Origin of the sequence: Anaerococcus provencensis (genome assembly GCF_000312365.2) — a bacterium.
GTDB classification, from domain to species: Bacteria; Bacillota; Clostridia; order Tissierellales; family Peptoniphilaceae; genus Anaerococcus; species Anaerococcus provencensis.
In genome coordinates this window covers 62,379-74,528 of sequence record NZ_HG003690.1, presented here as the reverse complement: position 1 = coordinate 74,528, position 12,150 = coordinate 62,379, and the positions used below count along the sequence as shown (strand labels likewise).

Sequence of the window (12,150 nt, the reverse complement as noted above, 5' to 3'; positions counted from 1 at the left end):
TCACACCTACTTAGCTTCTTCTGGTTTTGTTGTCATTAGCTTATATAGCATGGTGTCTTTAGGGAATTTATCTATAAATGGAACAATAGTATTTCCAAAGAATAAGAGTCCCTCACCTGCATTTGAATTAGTTATATAGTTTAACTGATAAGGCGATATTTTTAATTTCTTAGCAAGAATATCCCTATCTCCAGATGCTTGATTTAACATTAGAACAAAGTCTGTATTATCAAAGATATTTTCAATTTCCTGACTTGTTAAAAGGTCTTTTACGTTTTGTGTTATACCTGTTGGAATACCACCCCATTTTCTAAATCTTTTCCAGATTTCTACTGAATATGAAGCAGTTTGTGGGTCTTTTAATAAAAGGTGGAACTCATCTATATAGTATCTAGTAGACTTGCTTCCTCTATTTAGGGAAACCTTGTTCCAAACCTGGTCTTGAATTACAAGCATACCTATTTTTTTAAGTTGTGTTCCTAGCTCTTTTATATCAAAACAGAGTAGTTGTCTATTTAAGTCAACATTTGACCTATTATTAAATACATTAAGACTTCCCTTAACATAAATTTCCATTTCTGTTGCTAGTTTTCTACCGACTCCCTCTTCTTGAGATAGGAGCATATCGTATAAATCTCCTAATATTGGCATATTTTCTGGTTTTGGGTCTTCAAAATATTTTTGGTATATCTTTGGTAAGCACCTATCTATAACAGATTTTTCTGCAGCAGTAAGACCAGATCCTCCTACTACAAGTTCAAGCATAGACATTATGAAGTTTGCCTTATCCTTTAAAGGTGCGTCCCCATCTCCATAGTTCATATTAATATCTAGTGGATTAAGGTAGTCCTTTGATTTTGCTGAAACTTTAATAACTTCTCCATTAAATTGTTTTACAAGGTTTGAATACTCGCCTTCAGGATCACAAATAATTACATCATCGTCTGTTACAAGAATTGCATTTGCCATCTCTCTCTTTGCCGAGAAAGATTTACCAGAACCTGGTGTTCCTAATATTAATCCGTTAGGGTTCTTGAGTTTCTTCCTATCTGCCATAATTAAGTTTTGGCTAAGGGCATTTAAGCCATAGTACAAAGAATTTGCTGAATCAATAAATAGCTCTTCTGTTGTAAAAGGCATAAATACTGCCGTTGATGATGAAGTTAAAAATCTTTTTATCTCGACTTGGTTAACTCCTAGAGGTAAGACAGAAACAAGTCCTTGCTCTTGCTGATGAGATAATCTTTTCACCTGACAATTATGTCTGTTAGCAATTGATGAGATTTGAGCAATAGTATTTTCTAATTTTTGATTAGTCCTAGCAAAATTCATCATTACTATGGTAACTACAAAGAGCCTTTCATCTCTATTTTGTAAGTCAGATAACATGGACTTAACATCCGCACCAAAAGTATTTATATCTGATGGAATAATATCCATATCATATCCTGCTCGAACTGCTTTCTTTTGTTCTTCAATTTTCATTCTATCCAGGTCTGTATTTTTTCTCTTAATGAGTTTAATGGCTTCTGCTTGTTCAACTACATCTATATGAAAAGCTACATAAATATTGTCATCAATATCTAAAAACTCAGATAACATTCTGTCTGATAACTCACTTGCAAGTATTTGAAAATGGCTTACTGCTCCAATATATTTACCAAATTTAAAATTATTTGCTGGTGCAAAATTAAAGATATTGGGAGTTATATGTGACTTTGTAGACTCTTTCTTCTTCAAATCTTTATATGAAAAATAAAAGTTTTTGTCTGGATTTAACATATCGTGAACAAGTCTTAGCCTTTCTTCACCATCAAGGCTTTCTGCTCTTACTCCCATAGATTTAAAGTTAGATAAAATATCTACTTCAAGTCTATTTAACTTTGCTCTTGCTTGCTCTAGGTTATCGGCTTCTGTTGTAAAGGTTATATACTTCATCTTTTTAAGTCCGTTATTGCCCTTTGCAAGTTGAAGCTTTAACATCTCCCTAAACTCTTTTCTTACATCGTCATAGAAGTCTCCCTTATCAGCAATTTTAATTGCATCTTGTAGGTCTTTATTTCTTCCTAATTGATTTACATACGAAAGTTCAATGTGGACACTTGGATCAAAAGAATTTAAAAAGTTGGCAAATTGGTTAAAGATTAAATCTCTATCTTCTTCCAATGCCAACTGGTAATTTATATCTTGAAATGAAATTGTCCTTGAATAATTTTTTTCATCTAACTGGCAAATGCCCTCTGGTAACATTCTTATATAGGGAATTGTATCTTCAACAGTAAATCTCTTTTTCTCTTTCTTTAAAAGTACACTTAGAAGACTATTTGTTGGATCTTTCTTTGTTTTTAGCCTTCTTACTTCCTTTCGGTCTTTTTTTAATTGTTTTTCCCTTAGATTTAAGTCGCTGATTTGCTTTTTTCTTTGCTTCAATGTATGCCTCCTTTCTTATTCTCTTAGTTGGTTGATAAAACTTATGAAGATAGAAAAATTTAAAATATTTTTCAAAAGTTAAGGTATCTTTTTCATATAAGGTTATAAAAAAGATTGGCAGGGTTACTATTAGCATTGCAATAATTGAAACATCATTAGGTAGATATTTCTTCATAAATAGATAGGTTGGTATGCCAATTAGTCCTGCCACAGAAAAACCTATTAGTTGCCTTTTAGTTAAGTTAAAGGCAACCTTTGTTTTAATCTTGTCCAAATCTTTTGGTATTGGTACATATGCCATTTTAATCTCCCTCTACTTCTTCTTTAGAAAGTTCAAGTATATAGTCATAATTAGATGTTGTTTCCTCTTCCAGGTAGCTAATTCTTTCTTCTAATTCTTCTTGTTTTTCTTCATTTCTGTCATTGTATTCTCCTTGATACATAACAAATTCATTATGACATCTTCCGAGTCTGTTTATTCTTTTCTTTAAGTTTCTAATCTCTTCATTTCTTTTTTTCTCTTTTAAGATTTCATAAGTTCCTCCCAATAAAATACCAAGTCCCAATAAAGCACAATTTTTCTTTTTTAACATTTATTCCTCCTAGTGCGTATTCATAATACTTTTTGCAACTGTTCCACTCTTAAACATCATAAGTCCAAGTAATAGAGCATATCCTAATATACTAAACAAGCTTGCGTGGATATCTGTAACCTGTACCGTTCTTATTAAAACGGTGTAGATACCTAAACATATCATCAAAAACAAACCTTGTAGTCCCAAGGCAAAAAGTCCCTTGATATAATTTGTTCCAATCTGACCCCATTCTTTATTTCCCATTGTCGCAAATGGTATGGATGATACTGATGAGTAGACATATATTTCAAACATACGCCCATATACTATTAAGGTAATAGTTAAAGATATACATTGAATTGCAATCCTTACAAGGCTTGTTTCAACTAATATCATTATTAATGCACCAACATCTTTTTCTTTCAATGTATCAACCATTGCAACTATTTGATCTCCTGAAACAGTGGCAGAAGTAGTGATTACCCCTGCCGCTTTGTTTACAAGATTTTGTGCCACATCAAAGACTGCCATTGAAAACTCAAAGGCATGGCTTGCAAGGTAGACTGCTATAAACATCTTTATAATGTATTTGAAAAACTCAAAAGTATCTGTATCGTGCATATTATTCTTTTGCATAACCATATTTATGAGTTCAATACATAAAACTGCTGTTATGATAAGACCTGCTATTGGAACAATCACATTATCATTAATGTTTTTTATGAAGTTATATACTTCTCCATTCCAACCCATTGGTGTTTTACCAACATCAGTCGCAATAACTCCTACCTTGTCATTTATATCTAAGAACATGGACTCAAGATTTGCTTTGATACCTCCGAGTAGCATATCCTTAAAAAATTCAGTTAGCTTGTCAAAGATACCAAACATAGACTTTCTCCTAATTTAAAGTATTTGCAAGTAGTGGAATTAATTTAATACCAATTAGTACAATTCCTCCACCAGCCATAAGCTGCTTAATACCTTGAGATTTAGCACCAGGGTTATCATTACCATAACCTTCCATTAAGTTAATAACTCCCCATGCTCCTAAACCTGCACCAATTGCAGTTACAAGTGTCTTTAAAACTCCAACTCCAGCTGTAAAAAATTCCATATTATTCCTCCTCGTTTTCTTTCTTATTTTCTATTTTGTTTAGTGATTTAACTATAAAATTCTTGTAGACCTTATCTCCTTTTTTGTTTTCTTTGAAATATCCAAAGACATGGATTAGATCTCCTTTTTCAAATTCTTTTGCAATTTCTACCTTTTCTCCATATACTGAGCAATTTGTATATTCTTTGCCCTTTCCATATTTTTTCACAAGAGCAAAATTTGCTACTTGAACACTTTCTCCATCTTTTTCAAATTCTGAAAAATCAGCTTCCTTAACTAAATTTGCATTAATATTTATCATTTCTCTATCCATTAATTTCTTCTCCTTAATCTAAAAATTTCAATTAAAAAAGCGACTGAACTTATATTTCAATCGCTAAATTTCTTATATATTAAATTGTTTTAAGTGGGACTTCTTATCCTTACCATCTTAACCTCCTAATTTTGAGTATAAAAAAAGACGATAGAGTTTTTAATTTCTATCGCCTATTAATACCTTATTTCTAATCTTCTAAAATCGATACTTCAAGGTCTATCGCTTTAAATGTAACAGTTATTCCTACTTCTTCTTTTACTGTTTTTTCAAATAGCTTAGCAATATCATATGGGGACATATCGTATATATCATCATACCATTCATTACTTTCATCGTACATTGTCTCGCATATTGCTCCAATATAATTTTTCTTATCCATAGTGAGTTCTGTATCACTTTCCAAAATAAACTGCTCACCGTTTATATTTAATATAATTAAAGATGATTTTCTATTTTCACACATTTCGCTTACTCCATAAACTCAAATGTTTAACCTATTTATTCTATAACTTGATTTTAACTTTACCTTATTTCTATTTGTTAAATACTCTTCCACATCAAACAAGTTTTTCTTATCGTAATCTTCCAACAACTTGTAATTCTTATGTTTTGTAATATCAAACTTATCAGACAAGAAAGGTCTTACTCCTCTTAACTGATAAATACACTTCCCACCATCCATTACAGTTATTTCATCTTGGCTCATAAGTTCCTTGCCAGTTTTTTGATAATTTAGACCAAAAGATTTCTGGTTGGATCTTGTTTCTGATGTGTTATATAAGTCTATGGTTTCTTTTCCTAGGGTTTCTGATAGTTCTTTTACTGTTGTTTTTTCTTTTCCTCCTAGAAAGAGTGTTGAGTCACAGTTACCAACTATTGTATCTGCATGATCTTTATAGATTGCCTTTAATTGAGATTGTGCTTGCAGAATGATACTTGCTGATATTTCTCTTGAACGAATTGTTGCAATCAGTTTTTCAAATTTAGGAATTAAGCCAATATTTGCAAACTCATCAAGCAAACACCTAACATGAACAGGAAGTCTTCCGCCATACACATCATCAGCCTTATCACATAGTAGATTAAATAATTGTGAATACATTATTGATACTACAAAGTTAAAGGTATCATCAGTATCTGATATTATTACAAACAAGGCAGTTTTTCTATCTCCAATTTTATCGAGTTCTAATTCATCTTCGCTCATTAGTTCTCTAAGCTCTCTTATATCAAAAGGTGCAAGTCTTGCTCCACAAGATATTAAAATTGACTTTGCAGTTTTCCCTGCTGCCAGTTTATATTTCTTATATTGTTTAACTGCAAAATGACTTGGGTCTTTCTTTTCAAGAGCTTCAAAGAGCCTATCAATTGGGTTCATATAGGTTTCGTCATCTTCTCTAACTTCACTTGCATCAATCATATCCAAAAGCGTCTTAAAGTTCTTTTCTTCTTCTGGTGCTTCATAATAGATATAACCGATAAGGGCAGTGTAATATAATTTCTCAGCCTTTACCCAGAAATCTTCTCCTGCCTTTTCTCCATCTCCCTTGGTGTTAGCAATAATTGTTTGCACAAGTTTTAAAATATCTTTTTCTGATCGAAGATAAGCAAAGGGATTGTATTTCATAGATTTTTTAAAGTTTATTGTATTTAAAATCTTTATGTCATATCCATTTTCATAAAGCATTTTTCCGCACTCTAACACAAGTGTACCTTTAGGGTCTGTTACTACATAAGAAGAATGCATTTGCATTAAATTTGGCTTTACATAAAATCTTGTTTTACCAGATCCAGAACCACCTATTACTAATACATTTTTATTTCTCGCATATTTAGGATTCTTAGGTCTTGAGTTCATTGTTAGCCTTTCGGTATTAGTTATAAGAACATTGTTTTCAAACTTAGGGTCAATGTATGGAGCAATATCCTTGCTTTCTCCCCATCTTGCAGATCCGTATTCTTTACCTTGCCTATATTTCTTTTTGTTTTTACCTTTGCTATAAACAATTAACTTAACAAGAGCAGCAGCTGAAATACCTACTAACAAGTCCCTCGGATTAATACTTGGTATATAAGATAAAGTTCCTATATCAGAAATTCCCACCATTATTCTGTCAATAATATCTCCTCCTACATAAGAATTGATGTGCTTAGAAAAAATATTTCCAATGTAGAAAAAGGATAAATAGGGAATGTTTGATAATATAAATTTCTTTGGGTTGTCTATTTTAATTAAGTTTTTAATATCAGAAAGAATGGCTTCTAATACCTTATTCATCGTAGAAACCTTCGCTATCTAATAAAATTAGTAGGTAGTGTCTTCCTTTTGGTGTTATAAATGTTTGTATGCCTACAAGTGTACCTAGTGGATCAACCCATTCTTTTACTTCAAAATATCCCTTGTTCTTATCTGCATAAGGTAAGAGTTTCTTTTTCTTATCTCTATAAATTAATCCCTTATCCATTAAAAAACTTATAAATTGATTTTGTGGTATTCCTAACTCCTTGGCAGTATTTCTAAAGTTTGTAAGTAGATTATAATCTACTAATTTGTCATAATAATCTGCCTTTGGTCTTAATTCTTCAATCTCTTCTTCTCTTTCGGCAATAATTCTATTGGCTACTAGAATTGCATCTGCAAGTAGCTCTTCGTTAGTTTTCTTTTCTTGCCCTACTATATATCCTCCGTTTTTTCTAATACTTGGTAAGACTTCTCTAGTTACCCAAGCTTTGAATATTTTTGCTTTTGGCAGTTTTGATGAGAGGATAAGTGAATACAATCCTGACTCATTAATTATTGAAATATTCTGTATTCCTCCAGGGGTGTTCCATTTCGTTACACCCTTATCTTCTTCATCTACATGGTCATAAACAGCTTTTCTTGGATTAACATATCCTAACATAGTTGCTACTTCATTTGCTATAAAGAAAAACTCACCGTCTTTTTCTATAACAGTGAGTTTCCCAAAATTCTTATTTTCAAATGTTTTTAAATTACTTATCATAAGCTTTGCTCCTTATGTTTATTTTTAACTTTATCTTTACTAATGGTATCCTTAGCCATATCTTTAAACTTATTTATTGTCTTCGTTATTGAATCTTTTCTATCTGACTTTCTTTCAGAAGCTCTAACTGCTTTTTTAAAGGCGTGTTCCATTACTTTTATATCCTTGGATTGAAAAAACACAGAGTGGTTTCCAGTTTCCTTATCTTTCATAACAGAAAACTTCACTCCGTGTTTATTTAAAATTTTCTTTAATTCTTTTAACTCAGGATCCTTTAGATTAATTTCTTCTAACTGTCCCTTTTTAACCATATCTTTTAGCTTTACTTCTTCTCCATTGTTTTTTATTACATTTTTCAAGCCTCCTTGTTCTTCTATTTGCTTGTGTACTTTCTTTAAGGCATCAAGAATTGCTTTACTTGTTGCTTTTGCAAGTCTTACTTCAAGATTAAGACTCGACCTAGATACTTCTTCATTAATCATCTATTCCACCTCCATATAAAAGTAACTCTTTGTATTTTCTTAACTTCTCTTGATGGATTTTTCTTCTAAAATCTTCTCCCGTAACTTTAACTGGTATTGTCATTTCAAGTATTCTTGAATATATCCTCTGATACTCAAGGTCAATATTAGGATTTTGAATAATTTCCAATGATAAGTTTGTAGTAAAAATTGTAGGCCTACCCTTTAAGTATCTTGAGTTTATAATGTTATATACTTGTTCTCTTGCATAAGATGTATCCCTTTCAATTCCAAGGTCATCTAAAATTAACAAGGGAATATTAGAGAGGTTACTTATTATTTCATTTGAATCTAGTTTAAATGCTGATTTTTGTATTTGGTTTATAACTTGAGATAAATTCATAATCTTAACTTTAACTTGTTCTCTTTCAATTAATTCATTTGCAATAGAACAAGCAAGATAAGTCTTTCCACTGCCAACATCTCCATAAAATAAAAGTCCAACATTGTCTTCCTTCATTTGTTCAAAATTTTTGGCGTAATTGTAAGCAACCTTGTAAGCTTGACCTTTTTCATTTAAGAATCTCTCAAAAGTATATTGGTGCTGGATATGCGATGAGAAGCAATCTCTTTTCAATGAAGATATTTTCATCAGTCTTTCTCTTTCTTCATTTTCCTTATCTCTTTTTATTTCACATTCACATTTAATTCTGGGAATAAACTTTGTAAATCCAAGGTCAAGTAATTCTCCATCGACTCTTTTACCACATACCTTGCAATAAATATGTCCATTTCTTTCAATATCATTTTCTCTTAATACAAAATCTTTTAAGTTCTTCATAAACTCTCTCCTATATCGTAATTCATTTTTCTTGTTGACTTGTCATTAACGTTTTTTGCCTGATCATTAAGATACCAATTGATTATCGTTGCCTTATGATCTTGATACGCTCTGTTATTTGCTTTCATATATGACGACAACCTATCAATGTATTCATTAATTCTACTTCCTAACTCATTTGTTAAGTCCTTATATTCTTCATCAGTCAAAAATATATTTTTATATATTCCATAAGGCTTTTGTCCCTTACTAAAATCATTCTTTCTTAACTCATTATTACTAATATTGTTATAGTTACCTTCCGATTTTCGAAAATCTTGACTTTCGATATTCGAATCTCTTGAATTTCGATTATCGAACTTCTGGAATTTTGTTTTTCGAACTTCTTGATTTTTTAATTCCATATTATTAAATATGCTCATAAAGTCTTTAACATAAATTCTATTAGGCTTTCCAAGTCCTTGTCTTTTCTTTTCAATCAGTCCTATCCCTGATTTAATATCAAGTTCAGCTATTAATTTATTTGCTTTTTCACTTGCACAATTAAATTGATCTTTTATGCTTTCAATTGTGTAATAAATAAAGACTTTTCCATCTTCATCTATCCAGCCATTTTTATATGAAAGACCCATTCGATTAAGCATATATGAATACAAAACTTTAGCTTCAATAGAAATGCTCTCAAAAATTTCATCTTCCATTAATACCATAGGTAACCTAATGAAGTTATACATCTCAGATTGCCTATTATAAAAATAATCAAAATTCATCCTTACCTCCTTTCTTTGAAATAAAAAAAGACGACAGAATTATTACTTTCTATCGTCTGAGATTTGCATATTAAATTTTCATAACAAAATAAGACTCTTTAAAGAATCCTTAGTTTTATTGGTATGCTATTTACAATACCCATTGTTAAAATGGATACTCTAAGCAGCACACCAACTATTTATTTTTTGAGTTTTAAACTTTGGTAGAAGTCTTGAACTCCTTATATTTACATAACTATTTGCCTCTATCACTATTATGACACGAAACCCAAGAGTTGGGTCATATACTGTAAGGCCTTGTTTGTCCTCATTGCCATCCATAGCTATCATTGCCATAAGCCTAGATACTGGCTGTGGAGTGTAGAATTCCCCTGCCTTTTTTCCCGATTCTGAGGCGAAATTTGCTAGCATATATTCGTAAACATCACCAAGGACATCGCCAGAATAGTTGGCGAAGTTGACTTCTGCAAATTGCTTCATAACATTTGATATGCGTTTGTTTTTCTCTTGTGGAGCCTTACCTAGCTTGTTGGAATAGAGGTCAATATCCTCGAAAAGTCCTATATAGTCTTCATCAGAACGTTCGATTTCATTGAAAGCCTGTCCCAAGTCATCTAGCTGAAAAGTCCCCTCCTCGATTTGTTTTATAAAATGAGTAAAGGTATGGTCTGGCCCTATGATAAAGGAAAATTTGTTCCTTAGCTCCTCAGTAATAAGGTCAGCATCATCCCCCTGCATCTCTTCTGCATAGATTTCCTGAATCTCCACTAGATCAGAGCTTTCAACTTCAAGTAATTTGCCAACCTCATCTAGCATCTTGTCTGATAAGTACTTATAAAAAATGATACCTAAAAGGTAGTTCTTATACTCATTGGCATCCATCTGAGAACGCAAATCATCAGAAGCCGCCCATAATTTTTGGTAAAGATTAACACTAGTTTCCATATACACACTCCTTTTGTATATAAATTTTTTAAAAGTCAATTGTATCAATTTTTTAGGATTAGTTTTCCTTTAATAACTTCTGGTATATTTTTTGAATTTATTTCATATTCAATTAACTCAGGAACATCTTTAAACATAAGAGCTGAAGGAAAAGCTATTGATGTATTATGCTTTAAATAGTCTATATTGAACATTAACACGTCGGAATCTGATTTCTCTACTATCTTATACTGAAATATTGTATCCAACGAATCTCTATAATCTTCTTTATTATCTTCATATTGCTCATCCCTACTCTTTTCTAAAAAAGATAACGATAAAGATCTATTCATATTATTAAAACTTGGGGAATTTGGTTTAGTAAATTCATATTTGTTATAACTATCACTATCTTTAAAAGAGAAAGCGTAGTTAATAAAACCATTACTTAATACTTCATCAATAATATCAATGCCTGGATAAGGTAGTTCATCATGTTTTAGCAAACATCCTTTTGGTATCAATAATTTAACATCAATATCTTCATCATACTTAGTTCCTAAATTAGAAACCCTTAGTTTTAAAAAGTCTACATTATCAATGTATCCTAAATAATCAACATATTGATTATAACCTTCTATTGACCTGTATAGATCTCGTAATGAAAAGTAATAGTTCTTTTCCTCATCAGTTCCCACAAGTGATGAACCATTACTTGAAAAAATAGATTGATAGGTAGAATTACGTATCTTTAAGTTTCCTATATTCCAAAAATCTTCATGTAATTTAATATCGTTATTATAAGCAAATGAATTTACAGTATTTTTCCAATTATCATTAACTTTTACATATTCACTACCAAAAATAGAAACATTATCGATAACATTTTCAGTTTTTTGGGAACTATGAAACTTATAGGTAATATTTCTTTCTTCAATATCACCTTCTTGTACATTTAATTTTTCATCCTTTGTTACAGGTAAAACATTATCATTTAATGTATTAATATTTTCTATAATCTTGTCTTTTTTTCTTTTAATAAATCTTGATTTTAGTAAATTAGTCTTGACAAGTGAAACCTTATCTTCTGATGATGCATCTAAATCCCTTATTGTTAAAATGGGTCTCATTTTATCATCTGTTGTATCTTTTTTTGTGATTAGTTGTAAGAAATATAATGATAAATGGTTTGTAAGTTGTTTATGAAAATCATCCTTATCATTTACTAATGTATATAATCCTATATTCTGATATTTTTCTTTAAAATTTTGAACTTTTTGATATTGATCTGGATTATGTTCAGAAGGGATAATTGGAGCTTCCAAAAAATACATGAAAACTTGCTTATCCATTGATAACATCTCTTCTATTTCCTCTTCAGTACCAGAACCATATTTTTCTGTCGGCGTACCAAACCTAGTCCAAAAAATTGCAATGGCCGCATCGCAATTCCTTACAAATTGATTGTTTAGCAGTTCCTGAGCTTTGCCTCCAGACTGAGGATAGCTATCCTTAGACCAATGCTTAGTCTCTAATCTAATATTATTTAAGTTGCCGATAGATTTATTAAAGTTTTCTACACACTCTTCTATTACACTAACATACTCTAAAACATCTCCAGGGCACGAAATTAATAAGTCGTAAATTGTTGTATTTTTTGGCATATATCATCCTTTGTATATTTTTATATCTGGTTAATCTTATTTTTTAT

General features: G+C 31.0%; 14 protein-coding genes. All 14 read right to left on the bottom strand.

Features of this window, described 5'->3' with window-relative positions; all coding sequences use genetic code 11:
* Window positions 1–6 precede the first annotated feature (6 nt).
* Window positions 7–2,430 (bottom strand): VirB4-like conjugal transfer ATPase, CD1110 family, encoded by a 2,424-nt coding sequence (locus tag BN38_RS09155; RefSeq protein ID WP_084593783.1) that lies wholly within the window; start codon window positions 2,428–2,430, stop codon window positions 7–9.
* On the bottom strand, window positions 2,321–2,731 hold the full coding sequence (locus BN38_RS09150; RefSeq protein WP_044567160.1) for a PrgI family protein: 411 nt from the start codon (window positions 2,729–2,731) through the stop codon (window positions 2,321–2,323). The genes BN38_RS09155 and BN38_RS09150 overlap by 110 nt, the downstream gene beginning before the upstream one ends.
* Before the next feature lies 1 nt (window position 2,732).
* Window positions 2,733–3,023, bottom strand: coding sequence for a hypothetical protein (locus tag BN38_RS09145; protein WP_044567157.1), 291 nt, complete (start codon window positions 3,021–3,023; stop codon window positions 2,733–2,735).
* 9 nt (window positions 3,024–3,032) lie between these two features.
* Window positions 3,033–3,896, bottom strand: coding sequence for a VirB6/TrbL-like conjugal transfer protein, CD1112 family (locus BN38_RS09140; protein ID WP_019138740.1), 864 nt, complete (start codon window positions 3,894–3,896; stop codon window positions 3,033–3,035).
* A 10-nt stretch (window positions 3,897–3,906) separates the two neighbouring features.
* Window positions 3,907–4,122 carry a Maff2 family mobile element protein gene (locus tag BN38_RS09135; RefSeq protein WP_044567147.1) on the bottom strand — a complete coding sequence of 72 codons (216 nt, stop codon included), beginning with the start codon at window positions 4,120–4,122 and terminating at the stop codon, window positions 3,907–3,909.
* Window position 4,123: 1 nt separating this feature from the next.
* Window positions 4,124–4,435, bottom strand: coding sequence for a single-stranded DNA-binding protein (locus tag BN38_RS09130; protein WP_044567145.1), 312 nt, complete (start codon window positions 4,433–4,435; stop codon window positions 4,124–4,126).
* Window positions 4,436–4,625: 190 nt separating this feature from the next.
* Window positions 4,626–4,901: a hypothetical protein gene (locus BN38_RS09125; protein WP_044567143.1), complete on the bottom strand. Its 276-nt coding sequence runs from the start codon at window positions 4,899–4,901 to the stop codon at window positions 4,626–4,628.
* Window positions 4,902–4,919: 18 nt separating this feature from the next.
* On the bottom strand, window positions 4,920–6,716 hold the full coding sequence (locus BN38_RS09120; protein WP_044567141.1) for a VirD4-like conjugal transfer protein, CD1115 family: 1,797 nt from the start codon (window positions 6,714–6,716) through the stop codon (window positions 4,920–4,922).
* Window positions 6,709–7,443, bottom strand: a complete 735-nt coding sequence (locus BN38_RS09115; protein ID WP_044567139.1) for a BRO family protein — start codon at window positions 7,441–7,443, stop codon at window positions 6,709–6,711. The genes BN38_RS09120 and BN38_RS09115 overlap by 8 nt, the downstream gene beginning before the upstream one ends.
* Window positions 7,440–7,925 (bottom strand): PcfB family protein, encoded by a 486-nt coding sequence (locus BN38_RS09110; RefSeq protein ID WP_044567137.1) that lies wholly within the window; start codon window positions 7,923–7,925, stop codon window positions 7,440–7,442. The genes BN38_RS09115 and BN38_RS09110 overlap by 4 nt, the downstream gene beginning before the upstream one ends.
* Window positions 7,918–8,745, bottom strand: coding sequence for an ATP-binding protein (locus BN38_RS09105; RefSeq protein WP_044567134.1), 828 nt, complete (start codon window positions 8,743–8,745; stop codon window positions 7,918–7,920). The genes BN38_RS09110 and BN38_RS09105 overlap by 8 nt, the downstream gene beginning before the upstream one ends.
* A complete protein-coding gene (locus BN38_RS09100; protein ID WP_044567132.1) occupies window positions 8,742–9,515 on the bottom strand; it encodes a replication initiator protein A in 774 nt (257 codons plus the stop codon). The genes BN38_RS09105 and BN38_RS09100 overlap by 4 nt, the downstream gene beginning before the upstream one ends.
* A gap of 159 nt (window positions 9,516–9,674) precedes the next feature.
* Window positions 9,675–10,460 carry a type I restriction-modification system subunit M N-terminal domain-containing protein gene (locus BN38_RS09095; RefSeq protein ID WP_049944489.1) on the bottom strand — a complete coding sequence of 262 codons (786 nt, stop codon included), beginning with the start codon at window positions 10,458–10,460 and terminating at the stop codon, window positions 9,675–9,677.
* A gap of 44 nt (window positions 10,461–10,504) precedes the next feature.
* A complete protein-coding gene (locus tag BN38_RS09090; protein WP_044567130.1) occupies window positions 10,505–12,103 on the bottom strand; it encodes a hypothetical protein in 1,599 nt (532 codons plus the stop codon).
* Between the last annotated feature and the right edge of the window lie 47 nt (window positions 12,104–12,150).

Excerpts from the sequence above, each read along its gene's own strand:
- BN38_RS09150 (WP_044567160.1), bottom strand. The coding sequence starts at position 2,731 with ATGGCATATGTACCAATACCAAAAGATTTGGACAAGATTAAAACAAAG.
- BN38_RS09130 (WP_044567145.1), bottom strand. The coding sequence starts at position 4,435 with ATGGATAGAGAAATGATAAATATTAATGCAAATTTAGTTAAGGAAGCT.
- BN38_RS09145 (WP_044567157.1), bottom strand. The coding sequence starts at position 3,023 with ATGTTAAAAAAGAAAAATTGTGCTTTATTGGGACTTGGTATTTTATTG.
- BN38_RS09090 (WP_044567130.1), bottom strand. The coding sequence starts at position 12,103 with ATGCCAAAAAATACAACAATTTACGACTTATTAATTTCGTGCCCTGGA.
- BN38_RS09140 (WP_019138740.1), bottom strand. The coding sequence starts at position 3,896 with ATGTTTGGTATCTTTGACAAGCTAACTGAATTTTTTAAGGATATGCTA.
- BN38_RS09100 (WP_044567132.1), bottom strand. The coding sequence starts at position 9,515 with ATGAATTTTGATTATTTTTATAATAGGCAATCTGAGATGTATAACTTC.
- BN38_RS09095 (WP_049944489.1), bottom strand. The coding sequence starts at position 10,460 with ATGGAAACTAGTGTTAATCTTTACCAAAAATTATGGGCGGCTTCTGAT.
- BN38_RS09105 (WP_044567134.1), bottom strand. The coding sequence starts at position 8,745 with ATGAAGAACTTAAAAGATTTTGTATTAAGAGAAAATGATATTGAAAGA.
- BN38_RS09110 (WP_044567137.1), bottom strand. The coding sequence starts at position 7,925 with ATGATTAATGAAGAAGTATCTAGGTCGAGTCTTAATCTTGAAGTAAGA.
- BN38_RS09135 (WP_044567147.1), bottom strand. The coding sequence starts at position 4,122 with ATGGAATTTTTTACAGCTGGAGTTGGAGTTTTAAAGACACTTGTAACT.
- BN38_RS09115 (WP_044567139.1), bottom strand. The coding sequence starts at position 7,443 with ATGATAAGTAATTTAAAAACATTTGAAAATAAGAATTTTGGGAAACTC.
- BN38_RS09120 (WP_044567141.1), bottom strand. The coding sequence starts at position 6,716 with ATGAATAAGGTATTAGAAGCCATTCTTTCTGATATTAAAAACTTAATT.
- BN38_RS09125 (WP_044567143.1), bottom strand. The coding sequence starts at position 4,901 with ATGTGTGAAAATAGAAAATCATCTTTAATTATATTAAATATAAACGGT.